This is a genomic window from Novosphingobium rhizovicinum (genome assembly GCF_040813635.1).
Classification (GTDB): Bacteria; Pseudomonadota; Alphaproteobacteria; order Sphingomonadales; family Sphingomonadaceae; genus Novosphingobium; species Novosphingobium rhizovicinum.
In genome coordinates this window covers 410,080-431,832 of record NZ_JBFNXR010000052.1, presented here as the reverse complement: position 1 = coordinate 431,832, position 21,753 = coordinate 410,080, and the positions used below count along the sequence as shown (strand labels likewise).

At 61.9% G+C, this 21,753-nt stretch carries 17 protein-coding genes and 2 pseudogenes; 7 read left to right on the top strand and 12 right to left on the bottom strand.

The annotated features are described in order from the left end of the window. Window positions 1-49: 49 nt before the first annotated feature. Window positions 50-2,560: a TonB-dependent receptor gene (locus ABUH87_RS16120; protein WP_419956708.1), complete on the bottom strand. Its 2,511-nt coding sequence runs from the start codon at window positions 2,558-2,560 to the stop codon at window positions 50-52. A 375-nt stretch (window positions 2,561-2,935) separates the two neighbouring features. Here ABUH87_RS16120 and ABUH87_RS16115 point away from each other — a divergent pair. Continuing rightward, window positions 2,936-3,153 (top strand): annotated as a pseudogene (locus ABUH87_RS16115) (transposase); the annotation flags it as partial. Between the two features lie 242 nt (window positions 3,154-3,395). Here ABUH87_RS16115 and ABUH87_RS16110 read toward each other — a convergent pair. The 4 genes from ABUH87_RS16110 to ABUH87_RS16095 form a co-directional block, all read right to left on the bottom strand. Next, entirely contained in the window at window positions 3,396-3,887 is a 492-nt protein-coding gene (locus ABUH87_RS16110; protein WP_367775130.1) for a CHRD domain-containing protein, read from the bottom strand. 372 nt (window positions 3,888-4,259) lie between these two features. After that, window positions 4,260-5,345, bottom strand: coding sequence for a serine hydrolase domain-containing protein (locus ABUH87_RS16105; protein ID WP_367775129.1), 1,086 nt, complete (start codon window positions 5,343-5,345; stop codon window positions 4,260-4,262). A gap of 92 nt (window positions 5,346-5,437) precedes the next feature. Further along, the gene (locus ABUH87_RS16100; RefSeq protein ID WP_367775127.1) at window positions 5,438-7,624 is read right to left on the bottom strand and encodes a spermidine synthase; all 2,187 of its coding nucleotides are present in this window, start codon (window positions 7,622-7,624) and stop codon (window positions 5,438-5,440) included. A 148-nt stretch (window positions 7,625-7,772) separates the two neighbouring features. Next, complete coding sequence (locus tag ABUH87_RS16095; RefSeq protein ID WP_367775126.1) at window positions 7,773-8,879, bottom strand: aldo/keto reductase; 1,107 nt, start codon at window positions 8,877-8,879, stop codon at window positions 7,773-7,775. Between the two features lie 415 nt (window positions 8,880-9,294). Between ABUH87_RS16095 and ABUH87_RS16090 the strand changes: the two genes are divergently transcribed. The 5 genes and pseudogenes from ABUH87_RS16090 to ABUH87_RS16070 all read left to right on the top strand — a co-directional run bounded on the left by ABUH87_RS16090 (window position 9,295) and on the right by ABUH87_RS16070 (window position 13,370). Further along, window positions 9,295-9,825, top strand: a complete 531-nt coding sequence (locus tag ABUH87_RS16090) for an IS110 family transposase (RefSeq protein ID WP_367775125.1) — start codon at window positions 9,295-9,297, stop codon at window positions 9,823-9,825. 55 nt (window positions 9,826-9,880) lie between these two features. Beyond that, window positions 9,881-10,312, top strand: coding sequence for a transposase (locus ABUH87_RS16085; RefSeq protein ID WP_367775124.1), 432 nt, complete (start codon window positions 9,881-9,883; stop codon window positions 10,310-10,312). 127 nt (window positions 10,313-10,439) lie between these two features. Next, a pseudogene (locus ABUH87_RS16080) lies at window positions 10,440-10,677 on the top strand (transposase); the annotation flags it as partial. 644 nt (window positions 10,678-11,321) lie between these two features. Further along, window positions 11,322-11,609 carry a hypothetical protein gene (locus ABUH87_RS16075; RefSeq protein ID WP_367775123.1) on the top strand — a complete coding sequence of 96 codons (288 nt, stop codon included), beginning with the start codon at window positions 11,322-11,324 and terminating at the stop codon, window positions 11,607-11,609. Between the two features lie 90 nt (window positions 11,610-11,699). Continuing rightward, entirely contained in the window at window positions 11,700-13,370 is a 1,671-nt protein-coding gene (locus ABUH87_RS16070; RefSeq protein ID WP_367775182.1) for a cation:proton antiporter domain-containing protein, read from the top strand. A 64-nt stretch (window positions 13,371-13,434) separates the two neighbouring features. Here ABUH87_RS16070 and ABUH87_RS16065 read toward each other — a convergent pair whose 3' ends face one another. The 3 genes from ABUH87_RS16065 to gdhA form a co-directional block, all read right to left on the bottom strand. Then, window positions 13,435-13,938, bottom strand: coding sequence for a hypothetical protein (locus ABUH87_RS16065; RefSeq protein WP_367775122.1), 504 nt, complete (start codon window positions 13,936-13,938; stop codon window positions 13,435-13,437). A 26-nt stretch (window positions 13,939-13,964) separates the two neighbouring features. Beyond that, complete coding sequence (locus ABUH87_RS16060; RefSeq protein WP_367775121.1) at window positions 13,965-15,194, bottom strand: potassium/proton antiporter; 1,230 nt, start codon at window positions 15,192-15,194, stop codon at window positions 13,965-13,967. A gap of 128 nt (window positions 15,195-15,322) precedes the next feature. Beyond that, complete coding sequence (gene gdhA, locus ABUH87_RS16055) at window positions 15,323-16,666, bottom strand: NADP-specific glutamate dehydrogenase (protein WP_367775119.1); 1,344 nt, start codon at window positions 16,664-16,666, stop codon at window positions 15,323-15,325. Window positions 16,667-17,064: 398 nt separating this feature from the next. Between gdhA and ABUH87_RS16050 the strand changes: the two genes are divergently transcribed. After that, window positions 17,065-17,217, top strand: a complete 153-nt coding sequence (locus ABUH87_RS16050; protein WP_367775117.1) for a hypothetical protein — start codon at window positions 17,065-17,067, stop codon at window positions 17,215-17,217. Between the two features lie 92 nt (window positions 17,218-17,309). Here the strand turns inward: ABUH87_RS16050 and ABUH87_RS16045 are convergent, their stop codons facing one another. From ABUH87_RS16045 to ABUH87_RS16030, 4 genes are all read right to left on the bottom strand, one after another. Continuing rightward, window positions 17,310-17,591, bottom strand: a complete 282-nt coding sequence (locus ABUH87_RS16045) for an Arm DNA-binding domain-containing protein (RefSeq protein ID WP_367775115.1) — start codon at window positions 17,589-17,591, stop codon at window positions 17,310-17,312. Window positions 17,592-17,769: 178 nt separating this feature from the next. Next, entirely contained in the window at window positions 17,770-20,319 is a 2,550-nt protein-coding gene (locus ABUH87_RS16040) for a TonB-dependent receptor (RefSeq protein WP_367775114.1), read from the bottom strand. A gap of 108 nt (window positions 20,320-20,427) precedes the next feature. Beyond that, window positions 20,428-20,610, bottom strand: coding sequence for a YezD family protein (locus ABUH87_RS16035; protein ID WP_367775112.1), 183 nt, complete (start codon window positions 20,608-20,610; stop codon window positions 20,428-20,430). A gap of 281 nt (window positions 20,611-20,891) precedes the next feature. After that, window positions 20,892-21,752 (bottom strand): SMP-30/gluconolactonase/LRE family protein, encoded by an 861-nt coding sequence (locus tag ABUH87_RS16030; protein ID WP_367775111.1) that lies wholly within the window; start codon window positions 21,750-21,752, stop codon window positions 20,892-20,894. Between the last annotated feature and the right edge of the window lies 1 nt (window position 21,753).

The following is a 21,753-nucleotide window of genomic DNA, read 5'->3' as shown; positions in this document are numbered from 1 at the left end:
CAGACCGGTCGAAGGCCCGCACCGACCTTTCGGTGCAGGCCCAGAGCCGTTACGAACCGAAGTTGTAGCGGACCCTCACGCCGTACATGCGTGGCGGCCCATAGGCGAAGTCGAGGATTCCGTAGCTCTCGTAGCCGCCGCCCGTCGTCACGCGGTAGTGCTTGTTGGTCACGTTGGTTGCGAAACCGACCACATCGATCCCGCTACCGCCAACGTCATTCAATGCGGCGTTCAGGTTCAACAGGCTGTAGCCCGGTATCGAGATGTTGCCGTCCACCATCTGCGAGGATGTGTAAGTGAAGATCGCTCCCACCGTCATCTCGCCCAGACTCTCGTCAACCGGCAACGTGAGATCGCTCGAGAGCGTCAAGCGGTGCTTGGGCGAGTAGGTGAGCGGACCACCGACCGTGCCACGCGGAATGATTTGCTCGAAGGGACTGTCCGGCGAGAGGGCGGGCGGCACCAGTTCCTTCAGCTCGGTGTCCAAGTAGGTGTAGTTGGCGCTCAGCCGCAGGAGATCGAACGCGGTGACGCCGGTGTCGACTTCGACGCCCTTGATCACCGACTTGCCCGCGTTGATCAGGGCCGCACCACCGGTGAGCCCGCTGTTCTGCTTGGCAATTAGAGCGCCAAAGATCTGTTGGTTCGAGAAGTCGTTGTAGAAGGCGGCCATGTTCAAATAGCCGGGCAAGCTGCCACGGAATGAGAGCTTGGCGCCGATTTCGTACGCATCCACCTTTTCGGGGCCGACTGTCTCCAGCCCCGGGTTGGTGAAGTTCACCGCACCCTGACGATAACCCCGCGAGTACTTGGCGTAGATCAGCGTGTCGGGAGTGGGCTTGAAGTCGACGTCGATCAGCCAGGTCGGCTTGTTGGTCTTCGCCGTGATCTGTGTGCCACATGCGGAAATCTGACCGCCATTGGCCCGCAGGTCGACGGCGTTCTGCGGGGTGGCGTTGGGTGCGCCCGGTGCAGGGTGGTTCAGGTTGTCGTTACAGGTCCAGCTGCCGAGGAAGGTCGCAGAAGGCGTGCTGAAGTAGATGCGGCGGTTGTTTTCCGAGTAGCCAACGATCTTGTCGAACGTCCAGCGCCCGCCGAGAGTGAGAGCAAGCTGGTTGGTGAAGTTATAGGTACCCTGTGCGAAGACGCCATGATTGTCGAACTTGTACTGCGTGCGCGATTCGGAGAGGATTGCCGCCGGCAGCGGCATTGTCGTGCTGACCGGAATGCCGCCGACGCAGCTCAGCGTGCCGGGATCGCTGCAGTTGCCGGAGATGCCCGTGCGCTGCTGATTCCAGCCGATCGGGCGGCTGAACTCCAGATAGCCGCCGACCACGTAGGTCAGCTTGCCGTCCCCTGATCGGCCCTGCACCTGCAGCTCTTCCGTGGTGGTCGAACCGGCCGCGGCGTCGTAGCCTGGCTGGATGCCGAGACGAATGTTGCTGTACGGCCTGCCCGGAGCAGGTCCGCCAAGCCCCTGATAGTACCGCGTCACCGGCGTATCAGCGACGGTGAAGTTGTCGCTGTACAGCTGGAATGCCGCCTTTTCCCGGTACTCTCCGTAGCTGGCGATGTTCTTGATCGTGATCGTATCACTCGCCTGCCAGGTGGTGGTGTTGATGACCTGCCAGAGGTCGATCTGAATGCCGGGGTTGGGATGGCTTACATCGACGTCCAGCGGCCCGTCGCCGCGTGCCGCTTGCCGGTCGATCTGTGCGCAGGCTGAGGTCGCAGTGTAGTAACGCGAGAGCGGGTAGGCCCGGCCGGTCCTAGGATCGATCGTGCGCGGATCACCCGCGTTGCGGTCGCACCCATCGTAGTGGTTCGCATAGCCATTCGTGTCCGAGTGGCTATAGGTCGCGATCATGTAGTTCTCGAGCTCGGGCGTGAGATCCGCGACGATGCTCAGGCGGCCATATGTGTAATCGACGTCATTGTACGCATCCGGCCCGATGCCAGAGCGGTTGCGCATGAAGCCGTCTCGCTTGTTGCGATCGACTGCAAGCCGAACCTTGAAGGTGTCCGCAAGGGGAACATTGAGCGCGGCCTGCACTCGCTTCTGATCGTAGTTGCCATAAGTGCCCTCGACATAGCCTTCGAGGCTGTCCGTCGGCTTGGCAGGCACCAGCAGCACCGAACCACCGGTCGTATTGCGCCCAAAGAGCGTGCCTTGCGGTCCTTTGAGCACCTGCACGTTGGAAAGGTCCGTGAAAGACCCTGCGCCCACGGTGTTGCCGCTGACGGTGCCGCCCTGTGCGCGCACGCCCACGACATCGGCGAAGTACACGCCCACGGTCGGTGCGGCGGCGGCGTCCTGGTTGAAACCCCGGATGGCGAAAGTCGCCTTCTCGGGCCCGTACCGCGTGTTCACGGAGAGAGATGGCGTATACACCGCGAGGTCCGAGGCAACCGCCACGTTGCGTTTTTGCAGCTGATCCTGGTTGAACACGGTGATGGAGATCGGCACGTCCTGCAGGCGTTCTTCGGTACGCCGTGCCGTCACTACGATGTCGCCGCCTTCCTGCCCCAGGGCGGGCATGCTGGTGGCCAAGCTTGCCACTCCTACGCCTGCAGCCAACGCTGTCTTGCAGTCTCTTATCAGCCTCATCTCATCCCTCTCTCACTCGTCTGCGGAGCGCATGCGCCGCTGCTTCGGTTGGCACCGACCCTTCGTTATGTTGTTTGCTGACGTCCAAAGCGGCGCGTGGCGCGCGATTGAAAAGCCCTCTCCATGTCGTGAGCCGCTGTCCCGGCTTTTGGTCTCGGCGCCGTCCGTAGCGGCTGATCGGATACTTCACAATAGCGAACCAGCGTTCTGCAGAACGAACTTCTCGGCGCGCTAGGCTCAGGATCCATTGATTGATTGAGTCATCTGATTCAGTCTCCGTGAGGAGACTGATCATGAGCGACCCTGTACTGGCTGACGGAGGAGTAGATGGCGCGGCTTTCGCCGCGTTTCCCAAAGAGTCACGGCAAGTCCCGGGTGGATGATCGGCGGGTTCTGAGTGGGATCATCTTCGTAAATCGCAGCGGCTTGCGGTGGCGTGATGCTCCAGGGAATACGGCCCGCACAAGACGCTCTACCGCTGGAAACGTTGGGGCGAGATGGGAGTGATTGGCCGGATGGAAGGCCTCGCGGCCGAAAGAGCGGAGCCCAACCTACCTGGTTCCAATGACATTCCGCAACCAGACAGCCGGGCCGACTCTCCGCCCATCGCGGGCCACTGGAAAATTTCTGTATGATGGATCGGCGATAGTTTCTTGCGGGTACCGCCGCGTTGATCAGCGACGGAGTTCGCGGTGGAGAGGATTTGCGCGCTCACCGGGCAAGGACGACACTTCATGCAGCGGGGATGAGCTGAGGGCGCCGCCGCCAGCTCCCCCCCCGATACACGTTAGCCCTTCGTCAACTGCCCGCGCACCGCACCGCCGGGAAATTCAGCGTTGTGGACGTTGACGTAGTAACTGGCCGGATCAGCGATGATTTTGTCGGCCACCGCCTTGTCGATTGGGACGCAAGTCTCGGTTGCCGCTTGGGGCTGCAGCGGCACCACTGGTGGCCCCGCCTCACCACCCTTGCCGACATGGATGTGCGCGGCCGTCGGGGCAGCAATCATCGCACTCGTCAGCGTGTAGCAAAGCTGAGTATGCAGGGAGTTTAGTCGTGCTGCGAACTGCCCAGCGCCGTCCGGATCGCCCTTCGGCGTTTCGACTGCTCCGGTGAGCGATGCGGACAGCTTGATCCCGCCCATCAATTTTGGCCGCACGGTCTCCTTCCCGGTGTGGGAGGCGTGCTTGGCGTGATCCGCGGGCGCCGACTGTGCGCCGCCAGGGCTGGCCAGCGACAGCGCGGCCAGGGCCGAGGCTGCAACAAATGTCAGGTTCATGGACAACTCTCCTTGAACGAGCGCGAGGCAGGTTTGCCGACGCCAATTCCGCCGCGTAGAGTGCACCTTCGCCCGCAGCCCTGCAAGTCGGCGGTTAAGCGCTCAATCGCTGCCGTTCAGCACGCAAATAGCTGACCTAGACCGTCGTTCGTGCAGGCGTGCCGCCGGGATACTTTAGACCACGCCAAATGGGACATTCCCGCTGTTCCCGAGCACGGTTGTGAAAGTCAGGTCATGGATAAACCGGCCGTTCGGACATTCTGAGATTGACAGAATACGAGCAAGTCGGGCCGTAAGCGTAGCAGCATCCATCGTGCGCTTATCCGGCTGAGCCGACCTTTCATCTGGCCAAAAAGATCACTAAGCTAGACTTTAGGAACGCTCAGCTGCCGCACCGCGCTCGGCCGCTGGGATGATCCCTTGTGCAAGCAGAGCATGGAGTTGTGGCACATGGCTCTCGCTTCTGGGGTGGGGCGAGGGATCGGAAATCATCGCCACCGTCAGTTCCAGGTCGGGAACGACAAACAGCATCTGCCCGCCATAGCCCCAGGCGAAATGGACGCGGTGTCCGCTCAGCTCCTCCGAGAACCAACCGTAACCATAGGAGTTGCCGCTCCAGGGAGACGTCGTGCGCGGCCGCCAGCTTTCCTCCACCCAACCGTGGGGAAGAATGCGCTTCCCGTCGATCACGCCGTCCTGGCGATAGAGTTCCCCGAACCGCAACAGAGCCTTTGGCGACATCAACATGTCGTTGCCGCCGAAATAGATCCCCTGTGGATCGCGTGGCCAAGGCGGAAGGCTGATGTCGAGCGGCCGCGCCAGCCAATCCTGCGCTAAGGCGTGGGTGCTTCGTCCCGACGCGCGCGTCAGTACGGCAGAAAGAAGATGCGAGGAGCCGGTCGAATAGAGCATCCTTCCGCCCGGCTCATCCACGAAGGGGCGCGAGAGCGCGTAGCGCACCCAATTGGGGCTGGCGACCCACGCACCGTAGTTCGGCCCCGAGGTGCGATCCAGCCCCGCTCGCATGGTAAGCAGGTGCCCGACTTCGATATCCTCGACGCGCGGGTCGGCGTCTGCGCCGATGTCCGCGCGCAGGATTGGCGCGATCTTCTGCTCCGTCCCTTTGAGAACCCCGCGTTCGATGGCGATCCCGGCCAATGCCGTCAGGACCGACTTGGAAGCAGACTTTATGTTGACGGGCCGGTCGAGGGGTGAACCGCGAAATCGGTGCTCGGCCAGAATCTCGCCATGGCGCGCCACTATCAGTGCATGGAGACGCGGCAATGCCTCGGCCGCAGCAACCGTCTTTCGCATGGCTTCCGGGTCGAGCCCGCGGGTCTCCGGCTGGGCCATCCGGGAGACCGTGTACGACGCACCGGAGTCTGTCGCGGACGGCGGCGAACAGGCAATCACCGATGCGGCACATAGCAGGACGGCAGAGCTTGAGAAACGGGTCATCGCTCCGAGATAGGAAGCGCTCCGGATAAACCCAGCACTGGCTTTGCGCCCCCTGTCCAGAAAACAATGGCGGCGACGAACCCGTGGAAGTCCTAGCGGCGAAGCAGCGGAATCAGAGAGGCGCTATCATCCGTCCACGCCCGCGAAGCAGCCGGCGGCAGCGCTTCCCACGGCAGGGGACTGGCGCTTTCCAGGTGATCCAGCCGTTCCTTGCTGCGCGCCAGCACGATCCATTCGGACTGCGACAAGCCTTCGCTCAGGTCATCGGTGTCCCGCCGCATGCGCCCATGCCATCCTGCGGCTTCGGACAGCGCCGACACCATCGGGGCGAGGTTCACGAAGCGGTTGGAGACATGCACGAGCAGCAGTCCGTCGTCGGACAGTGCGCGGCCATACGTGCCGAAAGCCTCTTGCGTCAGGAGGTGCATGGGGATTGCGTCCGAGGTGAAGACATCGACGACGAGGACGTCGAAACGGTGAGCGGGTCCTGCGGCCAGTTCCAGCCGCGCGTCTCCGATGACGATGTCGGCTTCAGGCGCGCATTCGGTCACAAAGGTAAAGGTGCCATTGCGCGAATAGCGCGCGACTTGCGGGTCGATCTCAAAGAAAGTCCAATTCTGCCCAAGTTTGCGGTAGCAGGCAAGCGTCCCTACGCCCAACCCTGCGACGCCGACACGCGAGTCAGGCTTCGCTTGGGCGAGCACCACGCCTGCGCCCGAGCTGCGGCCGTAGTAGGCAGTCGGCTGATGGCGGCGGCTTGCATCAAGCCATTGCCGCCCGTGCATCGTCGTCCCGTGCGTCAGCTGTCTGGTGCGGCCATCGTCGGAAACCTGAACGGTATAGACGCCGAAGTAGCTGCGAGACCGGGCTCCAGCCGCGCTCAGTTCGAGTGTCGAGAGCCCGCCATGGCCGAGCATGAGCAAGGCCAGCACGGCCGTAAAGGCCCAGCGCTTTCCGATCAGCACAAGGCCGAGCGCGATCATCGCGCAGACGAGCAGCAGGATCTGCGAACCAAGGCCCACATCGACGGCGGCGGCGAGGCGCCAGGCGAGGATCGCCGCGACAAGCACGATCAGCACCGCGGCTGCACCGGACCGCTGCCCTGTCTGCCAGAACCGCCCCAGGAACGGCAGCAGGGGGAACTGCGGGATCAGCAACGCTCCGGCGAGCAGCAGGATTGCATGCTCGTACACCCAGTCGAACAGCACCGGCGCAACCAGCGCGGTGAACGTGCCGCCCAGAGCGCCTCCTGCGGCCACGACGAGGTAGAAGTAGGTCAGCTGGTTCGGAGGCGGACGCAGGGCATAGAGCCGCCCGTGCAGCGCCACGGACAGCACGAAGAGCAGGGCGACCATGGCGATGGCGATCGCCGGATTCGCCTGCCCGCCCGAGATCATCGCCAGGCCGCCAACCAGCAGCAGCGGAACCGGGGCGGCGCGGCTGAGAATTCGCGCCCAATCGCCCGCGTCGGAGAACGCCACCGAGAAGCTCAGTAGGTAGAAGCCGAGCGGAATGACCCAGAGCAGCGGCATCGCCATCAGATCCGTGGTCAGCAGCGTGGTGGTGGAGAGCATCAGCCCCGATGGCACGGCCGCCAGCGCCAGCCAGAGCAGCAGGCGAGACCGGCCAATCGGCTCGACTGCCTCGTCTCGCTCCGAGGTGTCGACGCCATCGCGCGCCCTCCAGCAAGTGGCCGCGGCCACGCCGACCAGCGCAATCAGGACCACATAGCCCAGCGCCCAGGCCCGGCTCTGCTCGCCCAGCGTCATCTCCGGCTCCATCCAGAACGGATAGGCCAGCAGGCCGGCGAAGCTGCCCAGGTTCGAGGCGGCATAGAGCCGATATGGGTTGCTGGAGCCGGATCCCGCCGCGTACCAGCGCTGCATCAGCGAGGCCTGCGAGGCAAGCAGCAGGAAGACAGGCCCGACGGTCGCGGCAAAGAGCGCGGGCACCCACAGAACCTCCCAACCCGGCGCGGGCGGAGGGATTTGAACCAAGGTGATCGGCAGCGTCAGCGTGGATAGCGACAGGAGACCCAGATGGATCCACGCCTGCCGCCGAATGGTGAACCGGGAAATCGCGTGAGCGTAAGCGTAGCCGCCCAGGAGCAGCAGCTGAAACACCAGCATGGCGCTGTTCCACACGCCCGGCGCTCCGCCGAGCCGTGGCAGAGCGATGCGGGCCACCATCGGCTGGACCAGGAAGAGCAGGAAGCTGCCGCTCAGGATCACCAAGACGAAAAGGAGGCGGCGACCTGCACTGGGATTGAATATCTGCACCGCCGTGCCTTGCCGCGCACCCGGTATCGTTTGCAACCCGGAATGACTTCCTAAAGGAGTCCCGACGCGGGGGTACGAAGCGCCGCCCTAGGCGCCACCGGCCGAGTCAGCGGTCATCCCAAGGCTGGCGCCTGCAAACGAGGCAAGATCATGCGGGCACCGGTGCGTTTGCTTCGATGAGCCGCTCCCGCCGGAGCGCGGCCCAGAACTCGGGCGCGATGCTCGCCCGAACCGAGTTCGCGTTCTGGATCGCCTGGGTGGGCGACCGCGCACCGGGGATGATGGATGAAAAATTCGGGTTCGCCAGCACGAACTGGAGTGCGGCGGTGCGCAGATCGGTCCCGTGCTCCTGCGCTAGAGCCGCGATACGAGCCCTTTTGGCGCGCATGTCGGCGGGAACGGGGCCGTAATTGAAACGCTCCTTGCCGGCAAGGAAACCGTCGTTGAGCGGCGCGCCGGAAACCAGCGAGACCCCGCGCCGTTTCACCTCGGGCATCAATCGGTTCAAGGCGTCCGCGTGCTTGGCAATCGAGTATTGCGTCGCCGACAAGTGAATGTCCGGATCGGCTACTTCGAGGCAGCGCAGGATCGGCTCAAGCGTATTCACGCCCATGCCCCAGCCCTTGATGATGCCTTCCTCCCGCATCCGGGTCAGTTCGGGAAAGGCACCGGTGCGCGCCTGCTCGAAATACTCGGTCCAGCGTTCGCCCATGTCGCCATTGTCCGGCGACAGATCATGCACGAAAACGATGTCTATCTGCGAAAGCCCCATGCGCTGCAGGCTTTGCTCGATAGACCGGCGAACGCCAGCGGCAGTGTAGTCGTATTCATGGCGCATCGGCGGGACCTGCGCCCAGTTGCCGACCTTTCTTCCCGCAACGCGCGCATCGGGAACGAGCACGCGCCCGACCTTGGTGGAAAGCACCCATTCGTCGCGCGGCTTGTCGTCGAAGAACGTGCCGAAGCGTCTTTCGGACAAGCCCAGCCCGTACCAGGGCGAGGTATCAAAGTAGCGCACGCCCTCGTCCCAGGAGGCCTGCAAGGTCATGGCCGCCTGCTCGGCAGGAGTGCGGAAATGATTGCTGCCGACCTGGGTTCCGCCCATTCCCAGCTTGCCTTTGGGACGAAAACGCCTGCCGCTGGAATCATTGCTTGGGAGCGGTGCAGGTCTGCCCGATTGCGCCCGCGCAGTTGGCACGCTGGCGGCCGCTACGAGTCCGGCTGCAGCGCCGAGTAAGCTGCGTCTCGTGGTCATCAATGATCCCCTTCGTCGTGTCTCAAGCGAACCGATCAACGCGGATGAGCCGCCTCGGCTTGTGGCTGTCGCGCCATTGCGCTCACCGCCTCTGTCACCATGGGAACGGCGGCCGTGAGGGTTGGTTGCGAACGCTGCTGAAAGGCCTCAGCCGCAGGTCCGGATCGCGTCGTCGTCAGTGGCGCCAAAGTTGCTAGCCCGAGACGAGCTGACATCGGAGATGAACTTACGACTTGCAGGACCGGCCTTGCGACGCTCCAACGGCTGAGGTCGAGGCGCGTTGCCCACAGGCGGGGTCAGTGATGCGAATGGCCGGTTTCAATGAAAGCAGTCGTTGCTGCAGCGACTTGGAACGGCCGGACATGGGCCGGCTGCTGCCGTGCGCTCCTGGGACACCGCGTAATTGATTTAGCCGATGTCGATTTATGCAGGGTTGGATGTGAGTGACAAGACCACGCATATCTGCGTGGTGGATGTCGATGGTAAGGTGTTGCGGCGTGATGTTGCCGCCAGCGATCCCGATGCCCTGGCCAAATGGCTTAACCGGCACTGCGCAAGTCTCGAGCGCGTTGTGCTGGAAACAGGGACGCTATCGACGTTTCTGTATCACGGACTGGTCGAACGTGGTGTCGCGATAGAATGCATTTGTGCGAGGCACGCAAAGGGCGTCCTTTCTGCGCGCGTGAACAAAAGTGATGTTCACGATGCGGAGGGCCTCGCGCAGCTGGCTCGTACCGGGTGGTATAAACGCGTACATATGAAGGCCTCTGCCACTCACATCGACAGGGCTGCTCTGCGCATCCGCGCACAACTGATTACGGCGCGGACGTCCATGGCCAATCAGCTGCGCGGGCTCCTGAAGCTGTTTGGGCTGCGTATGGGCACCGCCCGAACACCAGGACGACGTGCAGAACGCCTGACTAGCTTCCTATGCCCAGTGCCCTGATCTGAAAGCCCTGTTCGCCCCGCTCATTGCCTCGATCGAGAGCATTGAGGAACAGTTGCAGGCATCCAATAGTCTGCTGAATGACCGGGCGAAGACGGATGAAGTGGTGCGTCCGGTTGATGAGCGTTCTGGCGTAGGACCGATCACCGCACTGACCTTCACCTCCACCATTGAACATACGCACCGTTTTGCAAGAAGCGATGATGTCGGCGCCTATGCGGGGCTTGTACCTCGACGGAGTCAATCGGGGGAACGCGATACGAGCGGCCATATATCGAAGGCCGGCGATCCCATGTTGCGCAAGGCGCTCTACGAAGCCGCCAACGTCGCTCTGTCCCAAGTGAACCGACCTTTCGCTCTCCAGCAATGGGGTAGGAAAATGGCAGAAACCAAAGGCGCTCGGCGTGCCAGAACGGCTGTCGCCCGCAAGCTTGCTGCATTGCTCCATTCGCTTTGGTTGAACGAGACCGAGTTCTGCTGGACCTAACCCAGCGTTCCTCATCCCGCTCAGCCATACCCCGGACGATCTCGTCAGCTTTGTAGAGGGTCAAACCTCGGTTGGGACTCAGAGACATCCACCTATTCCGCTCGGCCGCGATCATGAAGGCTCCCGTGAGGGGGCCCGAGATCTGGCACGATCCCTATCGCAAGAGGACGAATGGATCGCCTCGCGCCGCGAGCGCAAGAAAGTCGAAATGCTGTTCGCTCACCTAAAGCGCATCCTGCGGCTCGACCGGCTGCGGTTACGTGGCCCCAACGGTGCTCGAGACGAGTTTCACCCTCGCCGCAGCCGCCCAGAACCTGCGCAAGCTGGCCAAGATCAGCCTCGCCAGTCAGCCTGCCACAGCCTGAGGTCCAGCAACACCATTCGTTTGCAGCGGACCCGCTTCTCCGCCCTGCCAGCAGGCGACTTTTTCAACGGCATCCTGCCGAAAGTTGACGTTCGGCAGGCATGTCGGGATTCCGGCGGACGATGCGGAGGTAACGGGTTCGACCGGATGCATCCTGCAGCAGCAATCAAGGTTACCAGAGCGTCGAACATCTCGCATGCGCGTACGCATTGCTGGTCGGTCAACGTTCGTCTACATGTTGCCCGTGCTTATCCGGCTGCCTCGCTTGGCCTTTGCCCGATTGCTGTCGCTGCTGCTGCTGGCGACCATCGGCTTGCAGGTAGGAGAACCAGTACGTGGGATTGAGCGCGATCGCGGTTCGGCCTTCAGCGCCGCAACTTCTGATGTCGCCGTCGCCTCTTCCAGGCGCTCAGATGCTGGTCCTGACGCCATCGCGCCACTGCTACTATCCGCAGTGGCGACGCCGTCGTCCGACCTGTCCTCTCCGATTTGGAAAAGCCTGCCGGCGCCTCGTCCGGACTCCACCGGTCCGCCAGCACGAACGATCCTGACGCGAGAACCGGCGCCGAGAGCTCCACCCCTGACCTGAACTGATCGCAGGCGCCCGCGAGGGTGCTTATTACCGGCCTTTCAGGACCAGACACTATGAAGACATCATCTCACAGCGCTTCTACCGCCCAACGGCAGGCGCGGATAGAAGCCGCTCTTGCTCAATACCGTCACGTTGACTCTGACACACTTGCTGAGTTGCTTCACTGGTTTCGCAAGGAAGCCTCCGCATGGGACGTCGGGAATCTAGCCAGCAACCCTCACCTGAACGCGCAGTATCAGAAACTGAAATCGGATCACTTGGACCGTCTTTCTGGTGTTGAGATATTCTGGGCAGCGGTGGTCGTGATCGGCATAGGCTTTGGAATGATGCTAGCAATCTGAGGGCTGAGCATTGGTGCGGGGTCGGCGTGGGCCGGTCCGGCTGGTGCACCGCGCAGCTAGCCGATACACATGAACTCGATGGGAAACTTAGTGCCCCACCACTCGCCACTCATCGGAACGATTGTCGCTGGGCTGGTACTCGCTTTTGCAATGGGAGCGGTTGCACACCGGCTGCGGATCTCACCCCTGGTTGGCTACCTTTTCGCCGGCGTGCTCATCGGCCCGTTCACGCCAGGGTTCGTGGCGGACGCCAACCTCGCCAACGAGCTTGCGGAGCTTGGCGTCATTCTCCTGATGTTCGGAGTTGGTCTCCATTTCTCTCGGCGAGACCTGCTAGCGGTCAGGAACATCGCCGTTCCGGGTGCGATCGTGCAGATCACCCTTGCCGCTGCCCTTGGTCTCGCTTTGGCACTGTCCTTGGGGTGGTCCCCTAGTGCGGGTGTGGTATTCGGTCTTTCGCTCTCCGTCGCAAGTACCGTTGTGCTGCTACGGGCCCTCCAGAGCCACAATTTGCTGCAGACAGAGCAAGGACGTATCGCCGTCGGCTGGTTGATCGTCGAGGACCTCGTGATGGTTCTGGCGATCGTCCTGCTGCCAGTTCTCGCAAGCACCCGAGACGGCGACCATTTGGCAATTGCCGACATAGCCTACACTGTCGGAGAGTCCGTGCTGAAGGTTCTCGGGTTTGTCGCGGTCATGCTTTTGATCGGCAAAAGGGTGATCCCTTCAGTCCTTCACTGGGCGGCACACTCGGGTTCACGGGAGCTGTTTCGTCTAGCAGTCCTGGCGATAGCCCTCGGCGTAGCGTTTGGCGCCGCGTTCTTCTTTGCTGTTTCTTTCGCGCTCGGCGCGTTCTTCGCAGGCATGATCCTCGGCGAGACACCCTTGAGCCGGCGCGCGGCCGAGGAGACCCTGCCGCTTCGCGACGCGTTCGCAGTCCTGTTCTTCGTGTCCGTCGGTATGCTGTTCAACCCGGGCATTGTGATTGAGCAGCCGATCCCTCTCCTAGCCAGCGTCACCATCATCATCTTCGGTAAGTCGCTCGCCGCATTTATCATCGTCAAAGGATTTGGGCATTCAACCCGAACCGCGCTCGTTGTCTCTGCCGCTCTCGCTCAAATCGGTGAGTTCTCCTTCATACTCGCTAGCCTTGGCGCCAATCTGGCGCTCATCCCTGCCGAAGCCCGAGATTTAATCCTCGGCGGAGCGATTATCTCGATACTCGCCAACCCGGGAATATTCGCTATCGCCACGAAGCTCCTGGGCGAGGCGGACCCATCCCTCGACGACGAGGCGGCCGCCCCCCAAAACGAACGCGACGCCGCACGAGCCGAGCATCTGATCCTGATCGGCTATGGCCGAGTGGGGCGGCTTTTAGCCGAGGGGGTCCGAGAGGCAGGACGGGCCCTCGTGCTTGTCGAAGAACAACAAGACGTTGCCCGACGAGCGGAGGCGAACGGTCTGACTGTCGTCGTCGGCAACGCGACGAATCCGTACGTTCTCGAGCAGGCGGGAATTCGCCAAGCCAGCAAGTTACTGATTGCCATTCCGGAGGGTTTCGAAGCGGGGGGAATTGCTGAACGCGCCCGCAGTCTCAATCCGAGCGTTTTGGTTATCGCTCAAGCTCATTCCGATGCAGAGATTGAACACTTGAGGCAGCATGGCGCAGACTACGTCATCATGGGTGAGCGCGCGATTGCAGACCGGATGCTGGAGCTTACCGCTCAACTGCGTGCAATATCATCAGGCGCTGCCCGCTAGGTCTTCGCTTGCAGCGCGAGACGCCGGGAGCAAGCTGCAGCTGCTATCGCTACCGGCAATAAGGTCACGATACGCCGCCGGGCTGTTCAACCCTGAAGCGCTGCAGTAATGCTATAGCCCTCTGCCGGAACTTGTCTGCCTCGGCCACCTGCCCCGTGGGAAACAGGACCGTCCAATCCGCTCCACCAAACTGTATCTGTGAGCCGCATACCGCCAAGACGGCTGTGGCGGCGAAGCGGCAGACTACCAAGGCGCCACCTGCGCTTCGGCCGTGGGCAATCCCCGGGTACTCACCGTCATTAATCGAAAATAGCAACGGCGCGCCGTACCGATCTGTGCGGCCTTGAAGTTGCGCGTCGAAGGCGATCTCGATCGGTCCGTCAGAATCGTTGATGCGAACGAAGCCAGGCGTTTTGTATCGAACGGAGCGGATCATGTGCGAAGGCACTTCGAAGGACACGCCATTCAAAGTGAACCATACGAGGTCCGCTTCTTCTGCGCTCTTACTGCACCCGGTGCCGCTCATCAGGATCAGCGGCACGATGGCCGCTCGCGCTGCAATGTGCATCTCGTGGCGAATACTCAGCTCCGTTCCTACCGATCAGGAGCGTCCATCCCGCCCGGACGCCCGTCCACGAACGCCACTTTCAGCCGCGCGGCCACCCAGTTGATGCTCGGGCCCTGAATGGTACTCGATATGAGAACAACGAAAAAGACGATGTTGAAAATGGTGAACGCGCCAGGAACACCGGCAACCATCGGGAATGTCGCAAGAACGATCGGTACTGCGCCTCTAAGGCCCGCCCAGGAAACGAACAGCTTCGCCCGCCAGTCGAAGCGGCGAAACGGGGCGAGGCAGATGAAGACGCTCAGGGGCCGCGCGATGAACATCAGAACGAACGCGATGGCGAGGCCCGGTGCGACGACATCTACCAGGTTCGAAGGCGCCACCAGCAGGCCCAGCGTCAGGAACATGGCTACCTGCGCAAGCCATGCCATGCCGTCCTGAAAAGTCGAGACGATCTTCTTGGCGGAATAGGCTCGGTTCCCCGCCACCAGGCCCGCGATGTAGACAGCAAGAAAGCCGTTGCCTCCCAACAGTTCGGCGAGACCGTAGGCAATCAGTGCGCCGGCGATCGAGATCACGAACGCTGGCCCGCCATGGCGGAAACTGGAGCGCTTCAGCACTTCCGGCAGCGAGTATCCCGCTACTGCTCCAATCAGCAGGCCCAGCGTCATCTGTACAGCAAAGTCCGGCACAAGCGCGAGCGGCGAGGAGCCGGGCGTAGCTATGAACAGCAAGGCAGCGCCAACAAGGAAGATGGCCATGGGATCGTTCGATCCGGACTCCACCTCGATGAGTGCCGGCACTTCCCCGTGAAGATCCAGGCCGCTTGATCGCAGAATGGCAAAAACTGCCGCTGCGTCTGTCGAGGCAACCACCGCGCCCAGCAAGAACGCCTGAAGAGGTTCTAAGCCGATGATGAGATGCGAGGCGACGCCCATCATTCCCGCGCTCAGCATTACGCCTAACGTGGCAAGCACCAGTGCTGGAGCGGCAACACGACGGGCGTCGCGACCATCGGTGTCCAGTCCTCCCGAGAAGAGAATGAAAATGAGGCAGGCAACGCCAATCCCTTGCGTCAGCGCGTAATCATCAAATCCAATACCTCCTGGGCCGTCTACGCCTGCAAGCATTCCGAGGCCGAGAAAACCGATAAGGGCTGGAAGGCCGAATCGGCTCGACAGTGATCCTGCGAATACGGTCGCGAGCAGCAGGACGCCCAGGACTAGCAGAGCGACATCAAGGGTGACGGAGGCCATATGCTCTTAAGACCCGCCCGTCCGAAACATGGCAAGGATCAAAGCACGCTTTTCGCTCCCGCCGCGGATGCTTGCTCGTCTGACTTGGGAGCTAGGTCTCCAGCAGAGAGTGCAGTCTCCTCGCCCCCTTAGATCACGCCAAGAGCTTTCATCGCTTCAGCCACCCGAATGAAACCGGCAACGTTGGCCCCCAGCACATAATCTCCAGGAGTTCCGTACTCTTCAGCCGTGGCCGCACAGCGGTCATGGATATCGTGCATGATCGCTGCGAGCCGTGCCTCCGTTTGCTCGAAGGTCCAGCTGTCGCGCGAAGCGTTCTGCTGCATCTCCAAGGCCGAGGTAGCGACGCCGCCGGCGTTCACTGCCTTGCCAGGGCCGAAGAGCACGCCGGAGCTCTGGAACAGGCGGACAGCTTCAGGCGTGCAGGGCATGTTTGCGCCTTCTCCCACTGCGACTACCCCATTGCTGACCAGCGCCTTCGCGTCTTTTCCGGTCAGTTCGTTCTGGGTAGCCGAAGGCATTGCAACATCGCACGGCACATCCCACACCGATCCCGACTGAACGTAGCGAACGCCGTTTCCCTTCAGCTCTGCATATTCGAAGATCCGCCCGCGGCGCACCTCCTTGATATCCTTCAGCAGCTCAAGATCGATGCCCTTCTCATCGATGACATACCCGCTGGAGTCCGAGCACGCGATCACCTTTCCGCCGAATTCCTGGACCTTCTCGATCGTGTAGATCGCAACGTTTCCCGACCCGGAGACCACCGTCCGCTGGCCGTCGAAGTCGCTGCCACGTGTCGCGAGCATGCGCTGCACAAAATAAACGGCACCGTAACCGGTTGCCTCGGTACGAGCGCGTGAACCGCCGTAGACCAAGCCCTTGCCAGTCAGCACGCCTGCCTCGTAACGATTGGTCAGGCGCTTGTACTGGCCAAAAAGGTAGCCGACTTCACGTGAGCCGACTCCGATGTCACCCGCCGGCACGTCAGTGTACTCGCCGAGATGGCGATAAAGCTCCGTCATAAACGATTGGCAGAAACGCATGACCTCAGCGTCCGAGCAGCCCCGGGGGTTGAAGTCAGAGCCGCCCTTCCCTCCGCCGATCGGAAGCCCTGTCAGCGCATTCTTGAAGATTTGCTCGAACCCTAGAAACTTCACGATCCCGATGTTGACCGAGGGATGGAAGCGCAGCCCGCCTTTGTACGGGCCGAGCGCCGAGTTAAACTGGACGCGAAAGCCGCGGTTCATGCGGACTCGGTTCTCATCATCTACCCAGGGAACACGGAAGATGATCTGCCGCTCGGGCTCGCAAATCCGTTCGATGAGTGCGTTGTCGGCATACTCAGGATGCTTGGCTATAACCCGGCCCAGGCTCTCCAGCACTTCCTGAACCGCCTGCAGGAATTCGGTCTCGCCCGCGTTCCGTTTGAGCACCTCGTCCAGAATGGGCTGCAACTTTTCATCCATCATTTATATGCCTCGCTTATGCAGTGCTCTTGTCGGGCGGCCGCTTACCTCCTTTGTCTGCCAGTAGCTTGTAACCGAGCGGCAGAGGAACATCCATCTTGGTTGCCTTGTGCGCGGTGGCTTCGCATCTTCAGAGAGTTGTAGCCGGCTTATCCGTGCTCTCTCCCGATGGAGCGCGGTGCGTACTAAATAAGATGGTCAGGAGGAGCGCTCCGTCGGCGATGCCTCGGATACTGTGTGGCGCACCAGGTTCAAGGTAGAGCCAATCGCGCGCTTCCATCCGGCGCTCGCCAGCGCCGAGGGCGACTACTACCTCGCCTTCGATACAGTAGATCGAGACCGGTCCGGCGACCTTATGATCAGGGATGCGAACGCCAGCGCGTACTGCCACGGATTGCGGCATGGAGCTTGCGCTGACCATCTGCCGCAGCGCAATCGATGCACATGGCGGCACGCTCGTCATGCGCAACCTGCCTGATGGGGGAGCGGTGGCAGAGGTGTTGGTGCCGGCACTTGAGGGACATCGTGCGGGAGAAATCTCGGATGCCGCCTAAGGCGCGTCGATAACTGATGCGGGGCCGCATGTACCGGCGGGATACAAGCGCCGGTGAACTAACCCTCCAACGGCTTATTCGGATGTCTGTCGTCAACCACAGAAGGTGCGACGACACCCGGACGCACGGCGGTCAGCGCGACGAGCCGAAGCGCGAGGCGCGTCATCGGGCGGGCAAAATCTCGCGGGCAGCGACAAGACTGACGAGGGAATACTGCCCCAGCGCAGGGTCTTCTCCTTCCCGTCGAACTTGAACTTCATGCGCCAGAGCTTCGAACCTTGAGGCGATACGTAGAGATAGAGCTGGTGTGCATCCGCAAGTTTGTAGGTCTTTAGCCCCGGCTTGGCGGCCTGGATTTTGGCATCGTTCAACATGGCGGTCGGACACCCCATTTCTGATGCCCGATACCCCATTTCTATACCCCACGACCTGCGGAGGGGCATGAACCCTTCGGAACGGGCCGGATGGGAAAACCCTCGGATTTCTCCTATTTCGTCAACCCCAGTGCAGTTGTGCGAACCCCTGAGAACGGGTGCTTGGCGGAGAGGGCGGTCAGAAGTCATACTTGATCGTTCCGCCCCATGTGCGCGGATCGCCGGGCTGGCCGGAAATCAGGCCCGTGCTGCCGGGCGCGACGGAGAGCAGTTCGAAGTAATTTTCATCGAACGCGTTTCTGATCCATCCGAACACATCGAAACCGGCCTCGCTTCGAAAGCCCAGGCGAAAGTTCGACAGTGAGTAGCCGCCGACCCAGGTATATGCGGACGGCGACGGGTTCGACGAGAAGCGCGAGCGGGCATTGCCGTCATAGCCGAGGTAGAGTTCGCCGCTTTGCCCCAACAGGTTGGCCGGGCGGTTGTACTCGGCTCCGAACGAGAAGCTCCATTTCGACACGCCAGGCAAGCGCGATCCCGAGATGTCGCAACTCTGCGGGCTGAGGCCGCCCGGCGTTCCGGCGGCGCCGGGAACCTGCAAGCCGGACGCAGCGGTGCCGCCCGAAAGCTCTGGCGGACAGGGTGCGCCCGCAAACTCGCGATACGTCGCATCCGTGTAGGCGCCGTTGGCATAGACAGTGATCCGATCGCTCGGTCTGAATGAGAACTCCGCCTCCACGCCCTGCGTGCGCACTTTCTCCGCGTTGGCGAGATAGCCTCGCGTGGTGGAGACGGCACCGCTGTTCACGAGAGCCTGGAAGTCCTCAATGTCGGTTCGAAATAGCGCCAGATTCAGGATGCCGCGCCGGTTCAGGAACTGAGCCTTCAGGCCCGCTTCGTAATGGTTGATCGATTCAGGCTGGATGGCGCCTACTGCAATCAGCGGGTTTCCTGCTGCGTCGTTGGGCACGCCGTTGAGGTTAACCCCGCCGGATTTGAACGACTTCGCGTACGCAACATAAGCGAGGAGGTCGGGCGAGACTTTGTAGTTCACGTTGAGATCGTAGGAGAAGTTCCAGTCGCTATAGCGCGGCTCGAGCCGCTGCGGGGTGAGCTGATCGCGCTGCGCAGCCACCCGCATGTCGGTGATCGGAGCACCGGTGAGCGGATCGCGGAAGAGCACCGGATTGCCGGCCCCGTCGAACACGACGCGCTCGTACAATCCCTTCTTCTTGTCGTAGTTGACGCGAAAGCCTGGCTGGACCGTCAGCCGGTGGGTCGGCTTCCAGCTGACCTGACCGAACAGGGCGGCACTCGTGTTATCAAGGCGGATATCATTGTAGGCAGTGACCCCCGCCAGGACCGAAGGGTCGCAGGCCAGGCGATTGCTGGCGCTGGTGCCGCAGCCATTCGACCCGGCCGCGACGTTTCCGGGGTTCAGGAGCCAGCGGCTGGCCGCTGAACCAAGCTGTTCTGTCCCTTGCGTGCGCACCTTCTGGTGGAAGCCGAACAGGCCCAGCACGAAATCGAGCTTCTCTCCCGAGTAGTTGTATCGCAGTTCCTGTGTGTACTGGTCCTGCTGCGAAGGGTTCTGCGAAAGAGTGGTGATCGGCAGCCCGGTAAAGTCGCGATCGTTCGCCGGCTGCCAATCCCAGAAACGCCAGGCGGTCACTGAAGTGAGAGTGCCGCCACCCACGTTCCACTTCGCGCGCAGTGCGGCACCGCCGATCTTGTTGCCCGCGTTGAGCTGCGCATCCACGTCTGTCCGCCGATCGAAGGGATCGCGGCTACTCACGACATAGCCCTGTGCCGCGGCGAGTGCCTCGTACTGGCGATTGAGCGGGCGCTGCGTGGCTCCGGTGCGGACGAGAACGCTACCGCAGCAATCGGGATCCTGCCGACTGTGGTCACCGGACAGTGTGATATCGAGATCGTCGTTCGGGCGGAACAGCAGCTGGCCGCGCAGGCCCAGATTGTCCTGCTCATTGATCCACCGATCTGTCGCTGTGTTGTAGATCGTCCCCCGCCGCCCAGTCGTGGAGATCGCCAGACGGGCGGCGACCCGGTCGGACAACGGGCCCGAGATGGCCGCCTTCGCTTGACGGAATCCCAAGTTCCCCGCCGAGACCTCGGCGCGTCCCTCCATCTCGAAGGTTGGCTGACGTGAGGTGATGTTGATGGCCCCCGCTGTCGTGTTCTTGCCGTAGAGAGTGCCCTGTGGTCCACGCAGCACCTCGATCTGAGCGACATCGAGGAAGTCGAACGTCGAGGACGCCACACGCGCGTAGTAAACATCGTCGACGTAAATTCCGACGCCTTGCTCGAAGCCGTCGTTCGTGAGCCCGAACGGCGCGCCAATGCCGCGGATCGTGAGCGAGGTGTTGCGCGGGTTCGAGGAGTAGTACTGCAACGTGGGGGTCAACTGCTGAAGTCGACCGACGTTGAAGGCGCCAGTGTTATCGATGTGCTCGCCACCAATGACGGAAATGGCGATAGGCACGTCCTGGGCGCTTTCCTGACGCCGTCGGGCAGTCACGACGATCGCTTCGTTCCCTCGGGCGCCGGTGCCGACCGAGGATGGCTGAGCGTTAGCATCTTCTGCTGCGTAGCCAATTCCTACCTGCCGCGAATCTTCGCCGGCAGGTGCTGCCTGCGCGAGCGCTGAGGCGGGGAGAGCGAGTACAAGTGCAGTGCTGGTAATCAGGGCATGACGAACAGACGAATACATGATCCAAGTCCTACATAGGGATTTGGCTGCATCCGGTGGTCCAGTCTGCAACGGTGAGCTTGAGCGAGCGCAGCGAGGCGCGTGGTGTTGTCGTAAGAAGCGCAATACTCAGGTGAAGCGTTGGCGTTCCGTCACATCCATCTGGACCACGCGTCCGTCATGAACGGTTAGCTGCACAACGCCGTAACGCAGACGAGTCAGTGCTTCCTCGACTGCAATGAGGGCCGTTTCGAGAGCACGAGAAGAGGCAGGAAGCTTGCAGGTGTGTTGGGGTAGCTGAACAGAGGTCACGTCCACATCTCCTTTCCTGACGAGCTATATCTCTACTCACTCAGTAGACAATGAATATTTTGCTACTTTGCGGCAAAGTGAAAGTTTGCAGAGACAGGTTCCTTCGAGCGACCAGACCCGATCGGCCGCGAAGATGCTGAAGACTAGGAATTGGCGTGCTCATCGCACCTTGTCGCCCAGCGATCGGCGCCGGATCGCTCTTCTCAGCATGCGGATGCGTGCTCTTCCAAACCCCAGCACCTTCTGTCGGTGAGAGGGGACGGCACGACATGTAAACGCCTCTAGAGGCGGTCCCCATACGAATGGGTAGGTAGGCCGGTCGTCCCGCAATCGACCTCGTAAAGCGCGCCGTGGTACTCGGTAACGGGCAAATCTTTTGCCGCAGTGGTCACGAACATCCGCTCCAGTTGTTCACCGGCAAAGCAGATATTGGTCACTCGTCGGGCGGGAAGAGCGATAGAACGGTCGAGTGCGCCATCAGGTGTGAACCGGCTAATCCGCCCGCCGTCCCAATGAGCAACCCAAAGCCCGCCCTCGCAGTCGGTGGTCATGCCGTCCGGATAGCCCTGCTCCTCCGCGAAGGTGATGAACGGCCGCTTTTCCGTGATGCGCTGCCCATCGAACGCGAAGCGATAGATCGTGCGCCGTGCGGTATCGGTATGATACAGCCAGTGCCCGCAGGGCGAGAACGCCGGACCATTCGGCACCATGTATCCGCTGTCCACCCGTTCGCACTTGCCGCCCGGCGCCAGCCGGTAGAGCGAACCTTGCGGATGCTCTTCGGCCATCTCCATTGTCCCGAACCAGATCGCCCCATGAGGGTCAGCCTTGCCGTCGTTCATGCGATTGCCGGGCAGGTGCGGCTCGGGATGGAGGACTGGCGTCGCGCCGCGCGGCTCTAGCGATATGCGCGCGAGGCCGTTGCGAAACCCGCCGATGAGGTTCCCATTCTGGTCTTCAACCACCCAGCCGAGCAGTTCGGGCATCTCCCACCGTTCGACCGCACCTGTGGCGAGTGAAAGCCGGTTGAGAGCTGGCGCCAGGATGTCGACCCAGTAGAGGGCGTTCTGGCGCGCGCTCCATGTGACCCCCTCCCCCAGTTCGTCGCGCACATCGCGGTCGATCTTGTGCCATTGGCTCAAC

Coding starts and splice junctions, on each gene's coding strand:
- ABUH87_RS16045 (WP_367775115.1), bottom strand. CDS start 17,591: ATGTTGAACGATGCCAAAATCCAGGCCGCCAAGCCGGGGCTAAAGACC.
- ABUH87_RS16110 (WP_367775130.1), bottom strand. CDS start 3,887: ATGAACCTGACATTTGTTGCAGCCTCGGCCCTGGCCGCGCTGTCGCTG.
- ABUH87_RS16075 (WP_367775123.1), top strand. CDS start 11,322: ATGAAGACATCATCTCACAGCGCTTCTACCGCCCAACGGCAGGCGCGG.
- ABUH87_RS16095 (WP_367775126.1), bottom strand. CDS start 8,879: ATGACCACGAGACGCAGCTTACTCGGCGCTGCAGCCGGACTCGTAGCG.
- ABUH87_RS16050 (WP_367775117.1), top strand. CDS start 17,065: ATGGAGCTTGCGCTGACCATCTGCCGCAGCGCAATCGATGCACATGGC.
- ABUH87_RS16105 (WP_367775129.1), bottom strand. CDS start 5,345: ATGACCCGTTTCTCAAGCTCTGCCGTCCTGCTATGTGCCGCATCGGTG.
- gdhA (WP_367775119.1), bottom strand. CDS start 16,666: ATGATGGATGAAAAGTTGCAGCCCATTCTGGACGAGGTGCTCAAACGG.
- ABUH87_RS16040 (WP_367775114.1), bottom strand. CDS start 20,319: ATGTATTCGTCTGTTCGTCATGCCCTGATTACCAGCACTGCACTTGTA.
- ABUH87_RS16090 (WP_367775125.1), top strand. CDS start 9,295: ATGTCGATTTATGCAGGGTTGGATGTGAGTGACAAGACCACGCATATC.
- ABUH87_RS16065 (WP_367775122.1), bottom strand. CDS start 13,938: ATGCACATTGCAGCGCGAGCGGCCATCGTGCCGCTGATCCTGATGAGC.
- ABUH87_RS16060 (WP_367775121.1), bottom strand. CDS start 15,194: ATGGCCTCCGTCACCCTTGATGTCGCTCTGCTAGTCCTGGGCGTCCTG.